Source organism: Streptomyces fodineus (assembly GCF_001735805.1).
GTDB classification, from domain to species: domain Bacteria; phylum Actinomycetota; class Actinomycetes; order Streptomycetales; family Streptomycetaceae; genus Streptomyces; species Streptomyces fodineus.
In genome coordinates, this window is record NZ_CP017248.1 from 1,685,000 (window position 1) to 1,707,026 (window position 22,027).

Sequence of the window (22,027 nt, forward strand, 5' to 3'; positions counted from 1 at the left end):
CTCCAACCACTCGTGCACCGCCTGGGCCGTACGGTCGGCGTGCTCTTCGAGGACGGTGAAGTGGTCGCCGGTCAGCTCCACTTCGTCGTGCGGGTACGCCCAGTCGGCCGGCGGGCGGTCGAACCCGGCGAGTGGCTCGGTGGCGCGGGCCACCAGGACCGGCGTCGCGAAGTCGGCGGGCTCCCAGTCGGTGAGCAGCCGCAGATAGCCGCCCATCGCGGTGAGCCGGGCGTCGGTGACCGCGCCGGCGCCGGCCAGCCGTGCGAACATCTGCTCGAACAACGCGGCGCCGGCGGTGGCCAGTTCGGGGCCGAACACGAAGGTGTCGATGAGTACCAGTCCGGCGGCCGGGCGGCCCCGCGCGGCCAGGTGGGCGGCGACGCCGCCCGCCAGCAGGCCGCCCGAGGAGTAGCCGACCAGCACCACCGGCCGCTCCCCCGCCGCCGCCTCCACCTGGCGGGCGGCGGCCTCGATCGCGGCGGGCCGGTCGGCGGGCAGCGGTTCGCCGTCCGTGTAGCCGGGCAGTGCGAGGGCCGAGACCGCCCGCCGGTCACGCAGTCCGGCGGCGAAGCGGGCGTACTGGTGGGGGCCGGAGGTGGCCAGCACGGTGGGCAGGCAGACCAGCACCGGGCCCTCGTCGTACGCGCTCAGCTCCACCGGTTCGGGCAGCGCGCCCACCTCCTCCGCCTTGCCGAAGGTGGTGCGCAACTTGGCTGCGGTACCGAGGAGTTCGACGAACTCGCCGATCTTTCCGGCTTCCCTCGCCTGCTGGTAGAGGCCGCCGAGGGAGCCGGGGTCGGCGGCGGTGCCGGCGGCCGGATCCGGGCCGAGTTCGCCCTGCAGGTGCCGGGCCAGCGCCTCGGGGGTGTCGTGCTCGAACAGGACGGGCGCGGTCAGCCGTACCCCGGTGGCCGCCGACAGCCGGTTGCGCAGTTCCAGGGTGGTCAGCGAGTCGAAGCCGTGTTCCAGGAACCGGCGGGCCGGATCGATCGCGGAGGCGTCCGGGAAGCCCAGGATGGCCGCGGCCTGCCCGGTGATCGCGGCCAGCAGCGCGCCGTACCGCTCGGCGGCGGGCAGCGCGGCCAGCGCGCCGGCGTCCGGCCCGGCCGGGCCGGTGGTCTCGTGGCGGCCGGGGCCTGGGGTGAACTCGGCGATCAGCGGGCGCGGGCCGGTGAAGGTGTACGCGGCGCGGAACCGCGGCCAGTCCACGTCGGCCAGCAGCAGACGGGTGTCCCCCGCGGTGAGCGCGTCGCCGAGCGCGGCGAGGGCACGGCGCTCGTCCAGCACCCCGATACCACGGCCGGCCAGCCGTTCCCGGCGGGTGGCCGCCACGCCCGTGGTGTCGGCCGGCTCGTCCCAGGGTGCCCAGGCCACCGACAGGGCGGGCAGCCCGGCCGCGGCGCGGTGCTCGGCGAGCGCGTCCAGCGCGGCGCAGGCGGCGGCGTAGCCGGCCTGGCCGACGCCGCCGAAGGTGCCGGAGACGGAGGAGAACAGCACGAACGCGGTGAGCGGGGCGTCGCGCGTGAGCTCGTGCAGATGCCATGCGGCGGTGACACCGGGGTTCGGCGCGGCGTCGAGGGTGCTCAGTGGCGCCTCGGTGAGTGGTACGGCGGTGTGCACCACGGCGGTGAGCGGCTGCCCGGCGAGCAGCGCGGCCACCGCTTCACGGTCGGTCAGGTCGCAGGCGGCAGCGCACACTTCGGCGCCCAGTGCGCGCAGCTCAGCGATGGCCTCCTCGGTAACGACGGCACCCGGGTCGACGGTCAGCAGCAGCGCGGGGGCACCCGCGGCGGCCAGCGAGCGGGCCACGGCCGCGCCGACGGCGCTGTCGGCGCCGGTGACCAGGGTGGTGCCGGTGGGCCGCCAGGCGGCGCCGAGCGGGGAGGTCAGCGGGCTGCGCACCAGGCGGCGGGCGAACAGCCCGGCCGGGCGGACGGCGAGCTGTTCCTCGCCGGTACGCCCGGACAGGGCCGCGCACCAGCGGGTCAGGGCACGTTCGTCGGGCCGGGCGGGCAGGTCGACGATGCCGCCGCTGAGGCCGGGGTGTTCCAGGGACACGGTCGGGGCCAGTCCCCACAGCGCGGCCTGGTCCGGGTCACCGTCCGGCTCGGCGTCCAGGGCCACCACGCCGGTGGTGGTGAACCAGAGCGGGGCCTCGATGCCCACCTCGACCAGGGCGCGGACCAGGGAGATGGCGGCCGGCCCGCCGAGCAGGGCGAGCACGCCGGTGGGCCGTACGCCTGCCAGCGCGGTACGCAGGGCATCCGGGTCCGGCGGACCGGCGGCCACCTCGACCCGGATCACCCGGGCGCCGTGCCGGGCCAGCGCTTCGGGTTCCGGTCCGGTGTGCCCGGGTGGTACGGCGACCAGCCAGTCCCCGGACAGCCGGGCGCTCGCCGGGTCGGACACCGGCCGCCAGTCCAGCGCGTAGCGCCAGGAGGCCACGACGGACTGCTCGCGACGCTGCCGCCGCCAGGCCGACAGTGCGGGCAGCACCACGGCCAGGGGTTCGGCGTCCAGTGCCAGCTCGTCGCTGAGGCGGGCCAGGTCGGCGTCCTCCACCGCTGCCCAGAAGCCGGCCTCCACCGGGTCCGCCGCGGCCGGTACGGCGGTGGGGTCGGGCTCGGGCCAGTAGCGCTGCCGCTGGAAGGGGTAGGTCGGCAGGTCCACCCAGGTGGTGTCCCGGCCGGCCAGGGCGACGCCGAGGTCCACGGGGGCGCCGCGGGTGTGCGCGTCGGCCACCGAGCGCAGGAACCGGTCCGGGCCTCCCTCGTCGCGGCGCAGCGACGCGACCACGGCCGCGTCGGCCCCGGCGTCCTCGGCGATCTCCTGCACCGCGGTGACCAGCACCGGATGGGGACTGACCTCGACGAAGAACCGGAACCCGGCGGCCAGCAGGGTGCGGACGGCCGGGTCGAAGGCCACGGGCCGGCGGGCGTTGTCGAACCAGTACCGCGCGTCCAGGGTGGCGGTGTCGGTGAAGGCACCGGTGACGGTGGAGCAGAACGGCACCTCGGTGGCGGTGGGTCGGACGTCGGCGAACAGGTCCAGGATGCGTGCGCGCAGCGGGTCGACCTGGTCGCAGTGCGAGGCGACGGTGGAGCCGACCAGCCGGGCGCGCAGCCCGTCGGCGGTGGCCTCGGCGACGAACCGCTCCAGTGCGTCCGGCGCGCCGACCACGGTGACCGCGCCCGGGCCGTTGACGCCTCCGATGTGCAGTGCGTCGCCCTGGGCGGCCAGCCGGGCGCGGACCTGCTGCTCGGACGCGGCCACCGACACCACCGCGCCCTTGCCGCGCAGTTCGTCGGCGAACAACTGGCTGCGCAGTACCACGATCTTCAGCGCGTCGTGCAGGGACAGCGCCCCCGCGGTGTATGCGGCGGCGATCTCGCCCTGGCTGCTGCCGACCACCGCGGCCGGGGCGAGGCCGTAGGAGCGCCACAGCTCGGCCAGCGACACCATCACCGCGAACAGCACCGGTTGCAGGATCTCGATGCGCTCCACGTCGGGCGCGCCGGGCGCGCCGCGCAGCACGTCGGTGAGGGACCAGTCCACGAAGGCGCGGGCCGCGGTGTCGCACGCGGCGAGGTGTGCGGCGAACACCGGGGCGGAGTCCAGCAGTTCGGCGGCCATGCCCGCCCACTGCGAGCCCTGGCCGGGGAACACGAACACCACCCCGTCGGTCGGCGCCGCGGTGGCACTGACCACGGCGTCGTGCGGCCTGCCCTCGGCCAGGGCGCGCAGGCCCTCGACGGTGGTGTCCGCGTCGTCGGCGACGACCACGGCCCGGTGTTCGAAGGCGGAACGGGAGCGCAGCAGGGCCGCGGCGAGGTCGGGCAGCGGGGTACCGCGCCGTATCAGGGGCAGCAGGCGTTCGGCCTGGGCGCGCAGCGCCTCGGGGGTGCGGGCCGATACGGCCACGGGGACGGGGACGGGGCCGGGGACGGGGACGGCCGGGGCAGCCACGCGGGTCGCCGTAGGAGCGGGGGCGGTCGTAACGGCCGTACCAGTCGAGGCGGTTGTGACGGTCGTACCGGTCGAGGCGGCCGTACCGTCCGCGGCCGCCCGGCCGTCGGCGGAACCGTCCTCGTCCGGCTCCGGCGGGGCGAACTCGTCGGCCTGTTCCAGCAGTACGTGCGCGTTGGTGCCGCTGATACCGAACGCGGACACCCCGGCGCGGCGTGGGCGGCCGGTCTCCGGCCAGGGTTGCGGCTCGGTCAGCAGCGCGACCGCGCCGGAGGAGAAGTCCGCCTCGGAGGTGGGCGCGTCCACGTGCAGGGTGCGTGGGAGGTGGTCGCCGCGCAGTGCCAGCACCGTCTTGATGACGCCGCCGACTCCGGCGGCCGCGCCCGCGTGGCCCAGGTTGGACTTCAGGGAGCCCAGCCACAGCGGACGGTCGGCGGGCCGGTTGCGGCCGTAGGTGGCCAGCAGCGCGTTGGCCTCGATCGGGTCGCCCAGCGCGGTGCCGGTGCCGTGCGCCTCGACCGCGTCGATGTCGGCGGCGGCCAGGCCCGCGTCGGCCAGCGCGGCACGGATGACCCGTTCCTGGGAGGGCCCGTTGGGGGCGGTGAGCCCGTTGGAGGCGCCGTCCTGGTTCACCGCCGAGCCGCGTACGACGGCCAGCACACGGTGGCCGTTGCGGCGCGCGTCGGACAACCGCTCCAGCACCAGCACCCCGGCTCCCTCGCCCCAGGCGGTGCCGTCCGCGGCCTCGGCGAACGCCTTGACACGCCCGTCGGGGGCGAGGCCCCGCTGCCGGGACAGCTCCACGAACCCGGCCGGGGTGGACAGCACCGACGCTCCCCCGGCCAGCGCCAGCGAGCACTCGCCGCGGGCCAGCGACTGGCGGGCCAGGTGCAGGGCGACCAGCGAGGCCGAGCAGGCGGTGTCCACGGACAGCGCGGGGCCCTCCAGGCCCAGGGTGTACGACAGCCGCCCGGACAGCACGCTGACGGCGTTGCCGGTGAGCAGGTAGCCCTCCAGGTCCTCGGCGGCCTGGGCCGCGAGCATCCCGTAGTCCTGCGCGCCGCTGCCGACGAACACGCCGGTCCGGCTGCCGCGCAGCGACAGCGGGTCGATGCCGGCGCGCTCCAGCGCCTCCCAGGAGGTCTCCAGCAGCAGCCGCTGCTGCGGGTCCATGGCCAGCGCCTCGCGAGGCGAGATGCCGAAGAACGGAGCGTCGAAGTCGGCCACGTCGTGCAGGAACCCGCCCTCCTTGACGTAGGTGGTCCCGGGCCGGTCCGGATCGGGGTCGAAGAGACGGTCCAGCGGCCAGCCCCGGTTGGTGGGGAAGACCGACATCACGTCACGGCCCGAGGCCACCACCTCCCACAGGTCCTCGGGTGAGGTGATGCCGCCGGGGAAGCGGCAGGCCATGCCCACGACGGCCACCGGCTCGGCGTCGCGCTGCTCGTACGCGCGCAACCGCTGCCGGGTCTCGTGCAGGTCGACGGTGACCTTGCGCAGGTAGTCGCGGAGACGGTTGACGTCACTCATGATCAGCTCAACTCCGAGTCGATGAACCGGAAGATCTCTTCGTCGCTGGCGGCCCCGAGCCGCTCGGTGACCGACTCCCGATCGCCGTCCGGGCCCGGGGTCAGCCGGCCGACCAGTCCCTGGAGCCGGGTCAGCGCGCGCCGCCGGTCGTCCTCGCCGGACACCCCGGCCAGCACTCCGGCCAGCCGGTCGAGTTCCTCGTCCAGCGAGCCGACGGCCGCCGCGGCGGGCACCACCAGCTGCCTGCGCAGGTGCTCGGCGAGCCCGGCGGGGGTGGGATGGTCGAACACCGCGCCGGCCGACAGCCGTACGCCGGTGGCCGCGCCGAGTCGGTTGCGCAGGTTGACCGCGGCCAGCGAGTCGAACCCGAGGTCGGTGAACGGCCGCCCGGTGGGCAGTGCGTCGGGGTCGTCGTGGCCGAGCACGACGGCGACTTCCCGGCGCACCAGCTCGACGAGTTCGCGCTGCTGGTCGGCCTCGGGCAGCGAGCCGAGCCGGTCGGCCAGTTCCGGCTCGGCCGGTTCACCGTCGACGGCGGCGAGGCTGTCGCGCACCTCGGGCAGTTCGCCCAGCAGCGGGCTGGGCCGGGCGGCGGTGAACGCGGGCGCGAAACCGGCCCAGTCCACGTCGGCCACGGTCACCGTGGTGTCGGCGTGCCGCACCGCGTCGGCCAGCGCCGCGAGCGCCTGCCCGGGGGGCAGCGCCAGTACGCCGCGGCGGCGCAGCTGTTCGCGGCGGCGGGCCTCGGTGCCGGCGTCCGCCGCGCCGAGCCCGGCGCCCTCCCAGGGGCCCCAGGCGAGCGCGGTGGCGGGCAGCCCGCGGGCGTGCCGGTGCTGCGCCAGCGCGTCGAGGTAGGCGTTGGCCGCGGCGAACGCGCCCTGCTCGCTGCCGCCCCAGGTGGCCGCGACGGAGGAGAACAGCACGAACGCGTCCAGCTCGCCGGTGAGCCGGTGCAGATTGGCCGCGCCGCGCACCTTGGCGTCGAGGGTGGCGGCGAGCTCGGCGAGGCCGGTGCCGGCCAGCGGGCCGGAGCGCAGCGCGCCCGCGGTGTGCACCACCGCCGTGAGCGGTGTGTCCGCCGGGACGGCGGCGAGGAGTTCGGCCAGCGCGGTCGCGTCGGCCGGGTCGCAGCTGCTCAGGGTGACCGGAACGCCGAGATCGTCCGGGGCGGTGGCGGCCGGGTCGTCGGTGGTCAGCACCAGCGCCTGCGCGCCGTTGCCGGCCAGCCAGCGGGCCACCGGCAGGCCCATCGGTCCGAGGCCGTCGGTGACCAGTACGGTGCCGGTGGGCTGCCACGGCCGGACCGGGGTACGCCCGCCCAGCGGGGCGCGCGCGAGGCGCGGCACCAGCACCCCGGTGTCGCGTACGGCGGCCTGGTCCTCGGTGCCGGCCAGCAGCCCGGCCAGCCGGTCGAGACCGCGGCCCGGGTCCTCGGGCAGGTCGAGGATGCCGCCGTACAGTTTCGGGTGTTCCAGCGCGAGGGTACGGCCCAGGCCCCAGAGCATGGCCTGTTCGGGGTGCGGCACCCGGTCGGCCGGGGTGGCGGCGACCGCCCCGCTGGTGACCAGCCACAGCACGGCGCCGGTGTCGGCCAGGGCGCGCACCAGGTCCAGGGTGGCGGCGAGGCCCGCGGGCACGGCGGGCTGCTCCGGGTGCGGGCCCTCGGCCAGGCCGAGCAGCGAGACCACCCCGGACGCGCCGGCCGCCTCGGCCGGTACGGCGTCCGGGCCGAGCACGCGGACCTCGGCCCCGGCGCGGGTGAGGGCGGCGGCGCAGTCCTCGGCCAGGGGCAGCCCGTCCGGGCTGACGACCAGCCAGGTGCCGGTCAGCACGGCCTCGGCCGCCTCGACGGGTCGCCAGCCGACGGTGTAGCGCCATCCGTCGGTGGTGGTGCTCGCCTCCTGGGCGGAGCGCCAGGCGGCCAGTGCGGGCAGCACCTCGGCGAGCGGTTCGGCCGGTACGCCCAGCAGGTCGGCCAGCGCCTTCGGGTCGGCGGGGTCGACCGCCGCCCAGAACGCGCCGTCCGCCGCGTCGGTGCCGGTGTGCTCCGGGGCGGACAGCCAGAAGCGCTGCCGCTGGAAGGCGTACGTGGGCAGGTCCACCGGGGCGGGCCGCGGCCCGTCGACGGCGGCGGCCAGCCGCACCGGCAGCCCGGCGACCTGCGCCTCGGCGACGGAGAGCAGGAACCGGTCGAGGCCGCCCTCGTCGCGGCGCAGCGACCCTACGACGGTCACCTCGTCCAGCGTCTCGTCGATCCCGGGCGCCAGCACCGGGTGCGGGCTCACCTCGACGAACCCGCGGTGGCCCTGTTCGGCGAGGGCACGCACGGATTCTTCGAAGCGGACGGTCCGGCGCAGGTTGCGGTACCAGTAGCCGGCGTCCAGCGCGGCCGGGTCGGCCCAGTCGGCGGTGACCGTGGAGAACATCGGCACGGCCGCCTTGCGTGGGCGCACCCCGGCGAGGGCCTCGACCAGGTGTGTCTCGATGCGCTCCACCTGCGCGGAGTGCGAGGCGTAGTCCACCGCGATCCGGCGGGCCCGTATCCCGCGTGCGTCGCAGTCGGCCAGCAGCCGGTCGAGTGCCGTGGGTTCGCCGGAGACCACCGTGGAGGCGGTGCCGTTGACCGCGGCGACCGTTGCCCCGGGGGGCAGCAGGGCGGTCACCTCGTCGGCGGGCAGCGCCAGGAACACCATCCCGCCGTGTCCGGTCAGTTCCTCGGCGATCAGCCTGCTGCGCACGCAGACCACCAGCGCGGCGTCGCGCAGGGACAGCGCTCCCGCCACACAGGCCGCCGCGATCTCACCCTGCGAATGACCCACCACCGCATCCGGCTCGACCCCGAACGACCGCCACAGCGCCGCCAGCGACACCATCACCGCGAACGACACCGGCTGCACCACATCCACCCGCTCCAACGACGGCTGACCGGCCTCACCCCGCAACACACCCAGCAACGACCAGCCCACGAACTCACCCAGCGCCGAGGCACACTCGGCCATCCGCGCCCCGAACACCGGCGAGGACTCCAGCAGTTCCAGCGCCATCCCCGCCCACTGCGCACCCTGACCGGGGAACACGAACACCGTGCGGCCGGCGGCCCCGGCGGCTCCGGTGGCCAGGTGCGGTGCGGTGTCCCCGGCGGCCAGCGCGGTCAGCCCGGAGAGCAGGTCCTCCCGGTTGGCCGCGACCACCACGGCGCGGTGGGTCAGCGCGGCGCGCCCGGCGGTCAGGGCCGCGGCCAGTTCGGCCGGCCCGGCGTCCGGCTCGGCGGCCAGCCAGGTCCGCAGCCGGCCGGCCTGGGCGCGCAGCGCCGCCTCGGTGTTGCCGGACAGCGGCACCGGCACCACCCCCTGGGGCGCCGGTCGCGGGGCCGGGCTCTCCGGGGCCTGCTCGATGATCACGTGCGCGTTGGTGCCGCTGATCCCGAACGAGGACACCGCGGCACGGCGCGGCCGGTCGCGTTCCGGCCAGGGCCGTGCCTCGGTGAGCAGCCGTACGTCGCCGTCCGACCAGTCCACGTGCGGGGTGGGGGCGTCGATGTGCAGGGTGCGCGGCAGCAGGCCGTGCCGCATCGCCTGTACGACCTTGATCACCCCGGCGACCCCGGCGGCGGCCTGGGTGTGCCCGATGTTCGACTTGACCGAGCCGAGCCACAAGGGCTGGTCGCGGTCGGCGCCGTAGGTGGCCAGCAGGGCCTGGGCCTCGATCGGGTCGCCCAGGGCGGTGCCGGTGCCGTGCGCCTCCACCACGTCGACGTCCGAAGGGGACAGCCCGGCACTGCTCAGCGCGGCGCGGATCACCCGTTCCTGCGAGGGGCCGTTGGGCGCGGTGAGCCCGTTGGACGCGCCGTCCTGGTTCACCGCCGAGCCGCGCAGCACGCCGAGGATCCGGTGGCCGTTGCGGCGCGCGTCGGACAGCCGCTCCACGACCAGCAGGCCGACGCCCTCGGACCAGACGGTGCCGTCCGCGTCCGCGGAGAAGGCCTTCACCCGGCCGTCGGCGGCCAGACCGCGCTGCCGGGAGAACTCGATGAAGGTACCGGGCGTGGACATCACGGTCGCGCCGCCGGCCAGCGCCAGCGAGCACTCCCCCGCGCGCAGCGCCTGCGCCGCCAGGTGCAGGGTGACCAGCGAGGACGAGCAGGCGGTGTCCACGGTGACCGCCGGGCCCTGCAGGCCGAAGGCGTAGGCGACCCGACCGGAGGCGACGCTGCCCGCGGTGCCGGCGCCGAGGTAGCCCTCGACGTCCTGCGGGGTGCTGGGGAGCCGGGTGGCGTAGTCGTGGTACATCACGCCGACGAACACGCCGGTGTCGGTGTCCCTGAGCGACAGCGGGTCGATGCCGGTGCGTTCCAGCGCCTCCCAGGAGGTCTCCAGCAACAGCCGCTGCTGCGGGTCCATGGCCAGCGCCTCGCGCGGCGAGATACCGAACAGCGCGGCGTCGAACTCGGCCGCGTCGTGCAGGAATCCGCCCTTGGTCAGATAGGTGTGCCCGGCGCGGTCGGGGTCGGGGTCGTAGAGCCGTTCGGTGTCCCAGCCGCGGTCGGTGGGGAACGGCGAGATGCCGTCGCCGCCGGAGGCCACCAGCCGCCACAGGTCCTCCGGGGAGCGCACCCCGCCCGGGTAACGGCAGGCCATGCCGACGACGGCGATCGGCTCGTCGGCCGGGCCGGTGCGCCGGGGTGCGGTGCGTGCCGGGGCGGCGGCCGCGGTGAGCCTGCCCAGCAGGTGGTCGGCTACGGCGGCGATGCTCGGGTGGTCGAAGGCCAGCGTGGCGGGCAGCGCCAGTCCGGTGCCGGCCGCCAGCCGGTTGCGCAGTTCCACCGAGGTCAGCGAGTCGAAACCGAGGTCGGTGAAGGCGCGCCGGTCGCCCAGGTCGGCCGCGTTGCCGTGGCCGAGGGCGGCGGCCACCGCGGTGCGTACGGTGTCGCGCACCAGCCTGGCGCGGGCGGCCTCGTCGAGCCCGGCGAACGCGGCCTGCAGCGCGCCGGTGCGTGTGGCGCGGCGGGCCGGGACGCGGACCAGGCCGCGCAGCAGCGGTGCCGGTGGGACGGTGCGGGCCTGCTCGCGCAGCACGGCCAGGTTCAGCCGGACCGGGACGGCCAGCGCGGTCCCGCCCGGTACGGCGGCGTCGAACAGCCGCATGCCCTCGGCCGCGTCGAGCGGCGTCACACCGAGCCGTTCGATGCGCTGCCGGGCGGCGCCGTCCGCGGCGTCGCCCATGCCGCCGGCGCCGGCCCACAGGCCCCAGGCCAGCGACACGGCGGGCAGGCCGGCCGCGCGGCGTCGGGCGGCCAGGCCGTCCAGCACGGCGTTGGCGGCGGCGTAGTTGCTCTGCCCCGGGCTGCCCAGGATCCCGGCGGCCGAGGAGAACAGCACGAACGCGGCCAGGTCGTGCCCGCGGGTCAGCTCGTCCAGGTGCAGCGCGGCGTCGACCTTGGGCCGGAAGACCCGGTCGACACGCTCCGGTGTCTGCGCGGTGAGCATCCCGTCGTCCAGCACCCCTGCGGCGTGCACCACGGCGGTCAGCGGGTGCTCGTCGGGGATGCCGGCCAGCAGCGCGGCCAGCGCGTCCCGGTCGGCCGCGTCGCAGGCCACCACCTCGGCGGTGGCGCCGAGTCCGGCGAGCTCGGCGACCAGTCCGGCGGCGCCCGGCGTGTCGGGGCCGCGGCGGCCGGTGAGCAGCAGGTGCCGTACACCGTGCTCGGCGGCCAGGTGCCGGGCCAGCACCGAGCCGAGCGCCCCGGCGCCGCCGGTGATCAGCACGGTGCCCTCGGGATCCCAGACTGCGGGCTCGCCGGCTTCGGCCCGGACCAGCCGCGGCACGAACACCGCGCCGTCACGGACGGCCAGTTGGGGCTCGCCGGTGGCCAGGGCGACGTTGTCGGGCACGCTGCCATCGCTGTCCAGCAGCACGATCCGGCCCGGGTTCTCCGACTGGGCCGAGCGGGCCAGACCCCACACGGCCGCGGCGGCCAGGTCGGTGCCGTCGGTTCCACCGGAGGTACGCAGCACCAGGGCGCTGGCGGCGAACCGTTCCTGGGCCAGGAACTCCTGCACCAGAGCCAGCACTTGATGGACGGCGGTGGCGATCCGCGCCGGGGCGTCCTCGACGGCGGGTAACGACGCCAGCAGCCACTCCGGCGGTTCGGCCACGACGGCGAGGTCGAGGTCGGGGCCGAGGCTGGTGGGGGTGGGAGCCGTGGTGCGGGTGAGGGCGGGGGCGGGGGCCTTGGCGCGGGTGGGGGGCGCGCTGGCGGCGGTGGGGGCGGGGGCCTTGATGCCGGTGGCGGGCGTGCCGAGACCGGTGGGCGCAGGGCCCTCGACGCCCGTGGCGTGCCCGCCCAGATCGGCGAGGGCGGGGCCCTCGGTGCCAGTGTGGTGCTCGCCGAGATCAGTGGGCCGGGAGCCCTCGACATCCGTGGCGTGCCCGCCGAGTTCGGTGGGCACGGAGTCCTCGGTGCTGGTGGGGGGCGCGCTGGGGTCGGTGGAGGCGGGGCCCTCGGTGCCAGTGCGGTGCTCGGCGAGACGGGTGGGCACGGGGCCCTCGGCGGCCGTGGCGTGCCCGCCCGGATCGGTGAGGGCAGGGCCCTCGGCAGCCGTGGCCTGCCTGCCCCCGTCGGTCGGGGCGGAGCCCTCGGTGGCGATGGGCAGCGGCGTCCAGTCCACCGTGTGCAGTGCCTCGGTGCCGGTGTGCAGGTCGGCGGGGAGCGGGCGCAGTGCGAGGCTGTCCGCGGTGAGTACCGGGGAGCCGTGGCTGTCGTACGCGGTGATGGTGATACCGCCGTCGACCGGAGTCAGCCGCACCCGCAGGGTTGTGGCGCCGGGCTGCCAGAGGGTCACCCCGGTCCAGGCGAACGGCAGGGCGGCCGTGCTCGCCTCGGGGTCGGTGGCGAGCGCGTGCAACGCGGCGTCCAGCAGCGCCGGGTGCATCCCGAAGCCGCCGGGTTCGGCCGGGGCGGGCAGTTCCGCCTCGGCGAACACCTCGGCGCCGGTGGCGGTGTCCCGCCGCCAGGCCGTGCGCAGTCCGCGGAACACCGGTCCGTAGGCCAGGCCGCGGTCGGCCAGCAGCTGGTACAGCTCCGCCGGTTCGGTCTCGGCCGTGTCGGCCGGAGGCCAGTCCCCCAGCGCCGGCGCGACGCCGGCCGGCGGTTCGACGGTGCCGGTGGCGTGCCGGGTCCACGGCTCGTCGGTGATGCCCGCCTCGGCCCGGGAGTACAGGGTCACCGCGCGGCGGCCCTGCTCGTCGGGCGCGCCGAGCACCAGTTGCAGCGCGGCGCCGCCCCGCTCGGCCAGCACCAGCGGCGTGTCCAGGGTCAGTTCGGTGATCCGGCCGCAGCCCAGCTCGTCCCCGGCGCGGGTGACGAGCTCGACGTACGCGGTGCCGGGCAGCACGATCCGGCCGGCCACCACGTGGTCGGCCAGCCACGGCTGGGTGGTGGTGGACAGCCGCCCGGTGAACAGCACCCCGGCGCCGTCGGCCAGCGTGAGGGCCGCGCCGAGCAGGGGGTGCCCGACCGGGCCGAGGCCGGCCGCGCCGGCGCCGGCGGCCGTCTCGCCGGTCATCCAGAACCGGCGGTGCTGGAACGGATAGGTGGGCAGCGGAACCGGCGCCGGTGCGCGGCCTTCGGTGACCGCGGCCCAGTCCGGGGAGACGCCGTGCACGTGCAGCCGGGCCAGCGTTTCCAGCAGGGCCGGGATCTCGTCCCGGCCGTCGCGCAGGGTGGGCAGCACGATCCGTTCGACGGCGGGGTCCGTTCCGGGCGCGACCCCGGCTTCCGTTCCGGTCGCGGCCCCCGGCTCGGCCCCCGGTTCGGTCCCGGGTTCCGTTCCGGTCTCGGGCCCGTACTCGGGCCCGGTTTCGCTTCCGGGCAGGCAGTCGCGGGCCATCGCGGTCAGTACAGCGGCCGGCCCGATCTCGACGAACGCGGTGGCTCCGGCCTCGGCCAGGGCGCGCACCGCGGGCAGGAACCGTACGCTGTCCCGGACGTTGGCCACCCAGTGCTCCGGGTCGGTGATCTCCCGCTCCGACAGCGGCGCCCCGGTCACCGTGGACACGACCGGCAACCGTGGCGCGGTGAACGGGATGCCGGTGACGATCTCCCGGTACTCGGCCAGGATGCCGTCCACGTGCGGGGAGTGCGGAGCCATGGTGACCCGCAACTGGCGGGTACGGCGGCCCCGTTCACGCCACTGGGCGCCGATCTCGGTGACCGCGACGGCGTCGCCGGACACCACCACCGAGGCGGGGCCGTTGACCGCGGCCAGCCGCACCTGCCCGGCGTGCGCGGCCAGCACCGGGGCGAGTTCGGCCTCGGTCGCCTGGATGGCGACCATCGCGCCGCCGGGGGTGGCCCGCGCCATCAGCCTGCCGCGGGCAGTGACCAGCGCGGCGGCATCGGGCAGACTCAGCGCCCCGGCGACATGGGCGGCGACGATCTCGCCGACCGAGTGGCCGGCCACCAGGTCCGGGTGCAGGCCCCAGCTCTCCGCGAGCCGGACCAGTGCGACCTCTACGGCGAACAGCGCGGCCTGGGTGAAGTCGGTGCGGTCGAGCAGCGCGGCCTCGGGGCTGCCCTCGACGGCGAACAGCACCTCGCGCAGTGGCCTGGGCAGGTGCCGGTCGAGTTCGGCGCACACCACGTCGAACGCGGCGGCGTAGGCGGGGAATTCGGCGGCCAGTTCGCGGCCCGCGCCGAGGCGCTGGGAGCCCTGGCCGGGGAACAGGAACGCCAGCTTCCCGGCGTCGGCGGCACAGCCGGTGACGACGTCGGCATCGGGAGTGCCCTCGGCGAGGGCGGCAAGCCCGGCCCGTGGATCGGACAGCCCAGCCCGTGGATCGGACGGCCCGGCAGGTGGATCAGCCGGCCCACCCCCCGATTCAGCCAGCACCACGGCCCGGTACGCATGCGCGGCGCGCGTCGTCAGCAGGGAGTGTGCCAGCGCCGCCGGTTCGACGTCCGGGTGTGCCCCGAGGTGGGTCAGCAGCCGGGCGGCCTGCTCGCGCAGGGCCGCCTCGGTGCGGGCGGAGACCACGACCGGCAGTGGCAGGGGCGCCCGGGCCGGCGGCGCCGGGGGCGTCTCGGCCGGGGCCTGCTCGATGACGATGTGCGCGTTGGTGCCGCTGACCCCGAACGAGGACACCGCGGCACGGCGGGCCCGGCCGGTGTCCGGCCAGGGCTGCGGTTCGGTCAGCAGGGACACCGCCCCGGAGGCCCAGTCCACGTGCGGGCTGGGTGCGTCGATGTGCAGCGTGCGGGGCAGCAGCCCTGCCCGGAGTGCCAGGACCATCTTGATGATCCCGGCGACGCCGGAGGCGGCCTGGGTGTGCCCGAGGTTGGACTTGACCGAGCCGAGCCACAGGGGCTGGTCGCGATCGGCGCCGTACGTGGCCAGCAGGGCCTGGGCCTCGATGGGGTCGCCCAGGGTGGTGCCGGTGCCGTGTGCCTCCACCGCGTCGACGTCCGAAGGGGACAGCCCGGCGCTGCTCAGCGCGGCGCGGATCACCCGTTGCTGGGACGGGCCGTTGGGCGCGGTGAGGCCGTTGGACGCGCCGTCGGAGTTGACCGCGGAGCCGCGTACGACGGCCAGCACCCGGTGACCGGCGGCGCGCGCGTCGGACAGCCGCTCCACGAGCAGCATTCCGGCGCCCTCCGACCACGAGGTGCCGTCGGCGTCGGCGGAGAAGGACTTGCACCGGCCGTCGGCGGCCAGGCCGCGCTGCCGGGAGAACTCCACGAACAGCCCGGGGGTGGCCATCACGGTGGCCCCACCGGCGAGCGCCAGGTCGCACTCGCCGCGCCGCAGCGCCTGGGCGGCGAGGTGCAGCGCCACCAGCGAGGACGAGCAGGCGGTGTCCACGGTCAGTGCGGGGCCTTCCAGGCCGAACGTGTAGGCGAGCCGGCCGGAGGCGACGCTGGCCGCGCTGCCGGTGAGCCGGTAGCCCTCCACGCCCTGCGCGGCGTGGTGCAGCATCGGACCGTAGTCCTGGCGCATCACGCCGACGAACACGCCGGTCCGGCTGCCGCGCACCGCGGCCGGGTCGATCCCGGCGTGTTCGAAGGTCTCCCAGGAGGTTTCCAGCAGCAGCCGCTGCTGCGGATCGGTGGCCAGCGCCTCGCGCGGGTTGATGCCGAAGAACTCGGCGTCGAAGCCGGCGGCGTCCCGCAGGAATCCACCGTGCCGGGTGTACGACGTGCCCGGCCGGTCGGGGTCGGCGTCGAACAGTGTGTCCAGGTCCCAGCCTCGGTCGGTGGGGAACTCGGTGATGCCGTCGCCGCCGTCGAGCAGGAACCGCCACAGCTGTTCCGGGGAGCGGATCTCGGACGGGAACCGGCAGGCCATGCCGACGATCGCGATGGGCTCGTCGTCGGTGACGACGGCGGTGCCGGCCGGGGAGGTCTCCTCGGGCCGATCCTGGCTCAGGTACGCCGCCAGCGCGGCGGGGGTCGGATAGTCGAACACCAGGGTGGCCGGCAGGGTGGTGCCGGTGACCGAGGTGAGCCGGTTGCGCAGCTCCACCGCGGACAGCGAGTCCACGCCCAGTGCGCGGAACTCAGCCTGCGGGTCGACGGCGTCGGCGTCGGCGTGGCCGAGGACGGCGGCGGTCTCTGCGCGCACCAGTGTCAGCAGTTGCCCGGCGGTCAGTTCGGCCGGCGCAGCCGCCGCAGCGGGGTCGGCGACCGCGGCGGTCCGGCGCCGCGTGCCGCGGACCGAGGCGCGCAGCAGAGGGGGCAGGAGCGCCGGGTCGGCGGTGCCCGGGCGGACCTTGGCCGGCAGCAGCACCGGGTCGTCCAGGGCCAGCGCCGTGTCGAACAGCGCCAGCGCCTCCTCGGCGGACAGCGCCTGCACTCCGGCGCGGGCCATCCTGGCCAGGTCCGCCGCGGACAGTGCGCCGGTGATGCCGCTGGGCGGCGCCCACAGGCCCCAGGCCAGCGACTGGGCGGGCAGCCCGGCAGCGCGCCGCCGGCCGGCCAGCGCGTCCAGGCAGGCGTTGGCGGCGGCGTAGTTGGCCTGTCCCGGGCCGCCGAGGGTGCCGGTGGCCGAGGAGAACAGCACGAAGGCCGCCAGGTCGTGCCCGCGGGTCAGCTCGTCCAGGTGCCGCGCGGCGTCCACCTTGGGCCGTAGCACTGCGGCGAGCCGCTCCGGGGTCAGCGCGGTGAACAACCCGTCGTCGGCGACCCCGGCGGCGTGCACCACGGCGGTCAGCGGGTGTGCGGCGGGGATGCCGGCCAGCAGCGCGGCCAGCGCGTCCCGGTCGGCGGCGTCACAGGCCGCCACGCGCACCTCGGCGCCGAGCGCGGTGAGTTCGGCGGCCAGTTCCGGGGCGCCGCCACGGCGGCTGGTCAGCAGCAGGTGCCGTACCCCGTGCTCGCGCACCAGATGCCGGGCGACCAGTCCGCCGAGGGTGCCGGTGCCGCCGGTGATCAGCGCGGTGCCCTGGGGGTCGAGCGCGCGGGGCAGGGTGAGCACCAGCTTGCCGGTGTGCCGGGCCTGGCTGAGGAACCGGAACGCGTCCACGGCACGGCCGATGGGCCACACCGACGGCGGGGGCGCGCTCAGCGCACCCGCGGCGAACAGCTCCAGCACCGCGGCCAGCAGCCGCTGCATCTCGTGCGGCGGCAGCTCCATCAGGTCGAACGGCCGGTAGCTGATCCCCGGGAAGCCGGCCGGGTCGCGCAGATCGGTCTTGCCCATCTCCAGGAACCTGCCGCCGGGGCGCAGCAGTCCGGCCGAGGCGTCCACGAACTCGCCGGACAGCGAGTTGAGTACGACGTCGACGGGGCCGAACTTCGCGGCGAAGCCGGTGTCCCGGGAGGAGGCGATGTGCGCGTCGTCCAGGCCGAGGTCACGCAGCACGGGCCACTTGCTCTCGCCCGCGGTGCCGTAGACCTCGGCGCCGAGGTGGCGGGCCAGCTGTACGGCGGCCATACCGACGCCGCCGGCCGCGGAGTGGATCAGCACCGACTCCCCGGCCCGCAGCCCGGCGAGTCCGACCAGGCCCAGGTGGGCGGTGAGGTGCGCGATCGGTACGGCGGCCGCCTGCTCGAACGTCCAGCCGTCCGGGATCGGCGCGACGGCGGCCCGTTCCGCGACCGCGACCGGGGCGAACGCGTCACCGAACAGGCCCATGACCGGGGTGCCCGGGGCGAGGCCGGTGACATCGGCGGCCACCTCGGTGACCACGCCGGCGCCCTCGCCGCCGAGGGCGACCGCACCGGGGTACATGCCGAGGGCGATGAGCACGTCGCGGAAGTTCAGCCCGGCGGCGCGCACCGCGATGCGCACCTGGCCCGGTTCCAGCGGCGCGGACGCGGCCGGGGCGGGCACCAGCGCGAGGTTGTCCAGGGTGCCCGGACGGGTGACGGCCAGCCGCCAGTGCGGGTCCGCGGGCGGCACCAGCTCGGGCCGGCCCAGCCGGGGGGTGAGCAACGCACCGCCGCGCAGCGCCAGTTGGGGTTGCCCGGTGGCCGACGCGGCGGGCAGCGCGCGGCGGGACGCGGCGGTGTCGTCGAGGTCGGCCAGCACGATCCGGTCGGGCTGTTCGGCCTGCGCGGCGCGCAGCAGCCCCCACACCGCCGCGCCGCCCGGATCGGCGGGCCGGCCGGCGGGTTCGGTGACGACCGCACCGGTGGTGGCCACCAGCAGTCGGGCGGGCGCGGCGTTGGCGGCCAGCCAGTCCTGCACCTGCCGCAGCACGGCGGAGGTGACCTGTCCGGCGGGCTGCCCCGCCGGGACGGCCAGTACGGTGACCTCGGCGGCACCGTCGTCGGTGCGATGGATCCCGGCGGCGCGCAGGTCGGTGGTCAGGGCCTCGGGCAGTGCGCCCAGGACCGCCCAGGGGCCCCTGGCGGGTTCGGCGGGGGCCGGGGTGGTGTCCCAGTCCAGCCGGAACAGGGAGTCGCGGGGCACGCGGTCGGTGGCTTGTCCGGTGGCGGCGCGCAGAGTGAGCGAGCCGACGGAGGCGACCGGGGATCCGGTGGCGTCGAACAGGTCCAGTGCGACGGTGTCCTCGCCGGTGGGGGTGAGCCGGACCCGTACGGCGGATGCTCCGGCGGCGTGCAGCCGGATACCGGTCCAGGAGAACGGCAGCCGCGCGGTGCCGGTGTCGTCGGTGAGCGCGAGCGCGTGCAAGGCGGCATCCAGCAGCGCGGGGTGCAGGCCGAACCCGGTGGCGCGGTCCCGGAGTTCGGCGGGCAGGGCGACCTCGGCGAGGATGTCCGCGCCGCGCCGCCAGGCCGCGCCGAGGCCCTGGAACGCGGGGCCGTAGTCCAGGCCGCGAGCGGCGAGATCGGCGTAGGCGGTGTCCACGGCCAGCGGGGCGGCGTCCCGGGGCGGCCAGGCCTCTTCCACGGCGACGGGTTCGTCCGGGCCGGTGGCGAGGACGCCGGTGGCGTGCAGCGTCCACGGCTCGTCCTCGGACGCGTCCTCGGCCAGCGAGTAGATCTCCAGGTCGCGGCGGCCGGAGTCCTGGGCTTCGCGGACGGCCAGTTGCAGCCGGACCGCTCCGGTGCCGGTGAGCACCAGCGGCGCCCGCAGCACGAGTTCCTCGACCCGGTCGCAGCCGACCCGGTCGGCGGCCTGCGCGGCCAGTTCCACGAACGCCGCGCCGGGCAGCACGATCGCGCCCGAGACGCGGTGGTCGGCCAGCCAGGGCTGGGACGGCACCGAGAGCCGACCGGTGAGCAGATAGGCGTCGGACCCGGCCAGCGCGGTCGCCGCGCCGAGCAGCGGGTTGCCCGCCGGGAGCAGCCCGGAGGCGGCGAGGTTGCCGCCGGCGGCCGATTCCAGCCAGTAGCGGCGGCGCTGGAAGGCGTAGGTGGGCAACTCGGCCCGGGCCGCGGCGGGCAGGTACGACGCCCAGTCGACCGTACCGCCGTGTGCGTGGTACTTGGCCAACCCCCTTGCCAGGGCGCGGACTTCGCTTTGACCGCGGCGCAGCAGCGGGACGAACACCGCCGTGCTCTCCTCGGGCAGACAGTCCGGCCCCACGACACTCAGCGCGGCGTCCGGCCCCACCTCCACGAACCTCGTCACACCCAACGCATGCAGATGCGCCACCGCATCGGCAAAGCGCACCGTCTCCCGGACATTGCGCACCCAGTAATCCGCCGACACCGGCGCCTCGCCCACCTCCACGGCGGACACGAACGGCACACTCGGCACCGCGAAACCGACACCACCGATGGCCTCACGAAACCGCCCCAACACCGGCTCCATCAACGGCGAATGGAACGCATGACTCACCCGCAACCGGGTATGCCGCCAGCCCCGCTCCGCCGCCTGGACCGCAACGGCCTCCACCGCCGACTCCGCACCGGACACCACCACAGACCGCAACCCGTTGACGGCCGCGATCCCCACCCCGCCGGAAAGGATCTCCACGACCTCGGCCTCGGTGGCGTTCACCGCCAACATCGCCCCACCCGCAGGCAACTCCTGCATCAACCCGGCCCGCGCACACACCAGCGACACCGCATCGTCCAGCGACAACACCCCGGACACATGCGCAGCCGCCACCTCACCGACCGAATGCCCGACGACGAAGTCCGGCACCACACTGAACGACTCCAGCAACCGGAACAGCGCCACCTCGACCGCGAACAGACCACACTGCGCGAACAACGTCTGATCCAGCCGCTCACCACCGCCGAGGACCACCTCACGCACCGGCAGCCCCAGCACCGACTCCAACCGCCCACAGACGTCCTCGAACGACTCCGCGAACACCGGATACCGCTCCGCCAGCTCCCGGCCCATCCCAGACCACTGCGACCCCTGACCGGAGAACAGGAACCCGGTCAGCCCCCCGCGCCCGGCGACCCCGGTGATCTCCCCGGACGCCCCGTCGGCCAACTCCGCGAGTCCCGCGAGCAACTCGTCCCGGTCGGCGGCCACCACCGCACCGCGGTGCTCCAGCGCGGCACGGGACAGCGCCGCCGCGCGCGCCACCTCGGCGACGGTGGCCCCCGATGCGGCGAGCAGGTACTCACGCAACCGCGCCGCCTGCCCACGCAGCGCCTCAGCGCTACGGCCGGACACGAGCACCGGCACCGGCACCACCGGTTCGGCGACCGGCATGGGCTCAACAGCCGGAGCCTGCTCGATGATCACGTGCGCGTTGGTCCCGCTGACCCCGAACGCCGACACTGCGGCGCGGCGGACCTCGGTGTCCGGCCAGTCGACCGCCTCGGTGAGCAGTCGCAGTGGGCCGTCGGCCCAGTCGACGTGCTCGGTCGGGGTGTCGACGTGCAGCGTGCGAGGCAGCACCCCATGGCGCATCGCCTGTACGACCTTGATCACCCCGGCGACCCCGGCGGCGGCCTGGGTGTGCCCGAGGTTGGACTTGACCGACCCCAGCCACAGCGGCCGGTCACGGTCGACGCCGTAGGTGGCCAGCAGGGCCTGCGCTTCCACGGGGTCGCCGAGCGAGGTGCCGGTGCCGTGTGCCTCCACCGCGTCGATGTCCCCGGGGGACAGCGCGGCGTTGGTCAGCGCCTCGACGATGACCCGGCGCTGCGCCTGGCCGTTGGGTGCGGTCAGGCCGTTGGACGCGCCGTCCTGGTTCACGGCCGAACCGCGCACCACGGCGAGCACCGGGTGGCCGTTGCGCTGCGCGTCGGACAACCGCTCCAGCAGCAGCATCCCGACGCCCTCGGACCAGCCGGTGCCGTCGGCGTCGGCGGAGAACGCCTTGCACCGGCCGTCGGGGGCCAGTCCGCCGAGCCGGTCGAACTCCACGTAGGTGCCGGGGGTGGACATGATGGTCACGCCGCCGGCCAGCGCCAGCGATGTCTCCCCGGAGCGCAGTGACTGCACCGCCAGGTGCAGGGTGACCAGCGAGGAGGAGCAGGCGGTGTCCACGGTGACGGCGGGCCCTTCGAAACCGAAGGTGTAGGCGACCCGGCCGGTGGCGATGCTGGCGGCGTTCCCGTTGCCGATGAAGCCTTCCAGCTCCTCGGGCACGCTGTCCATGAGCGTCGCGTAGTCGTGGTACATCACTCCGGCGAACACGCCGGTGCGGCTGCCGCGCGCGCTGAGCGGGTCGATACCGGCGCGTTCGAACGCTTCCCAGGAGGTCTCCAGCAGCAGCCGCTGCTGCGGGTCCATCGCCAGCGCCTCGCGCGGGGAGATGCCGAAGAACCCGGGGTCGAAGTCACCGGCGCCGTCCACGAACCCGCCGAGCCCGACCGGCAGTCCGGCCAGGTCCCAGCCGCGGTCGGCGGGGAAGGCGGAGATCCCGTCCCGGCCGGCGGCCAGCAGCTCCCACAGCTGCTCGGGGGTGTCGGCCCCGCCGGGATAGCGGCAGGCCATGCCCACGATCGCGATGGGCTCGCGGCGGGCCTGTTCGATCTCGGCCAGCCTGCGCTGCGCGCTCTGCGCCTCGGTCAGCGCGCGCCGGAGATACTCCCGGAGCTTGTCCTCGTTTGCCGAGGTTGCCGAGGTTGCCGAGGTTGCCGAGGTTGCCGAGGTTGCCGAGGTTGACGCATTTGCCGCGTTTTCCCGGTTCACCACGTTCGCCACGCGGAATC

Annotated in this window: 1 protein-coding gene and 1 pseudogene; both read right to left on the reverse strand. The window is 75.8% G+C overall.

All coding sequences use genetic code 11. The annotated features are described in order from the left end of the window. Positions 1 to 18 precede the first annotated feature (18 nt). Positions 19 to 5,496 (reverse strand): annotated as a pseudogene (locus tag BFF78_RS07110) (type I polyketide synthase); the annotation flags it as partial. 2 nt (positions 5,497 to 5,498) lie between these two features. After that, positions 5,499 to 22,019: a type I polyketide synthase gene (locus BFF78_RS45320; RefSeq protein WP_069777506.1), complete on the reverse strand. Its 16,521-nt coding sequence runs from the start codon at positions 22,017 to 22,019 to the stop codon at positions 5,499 to 5,501. Between the last annotated feature and the right edge of the window lie 8 nt (positions 22,020 to 22,027).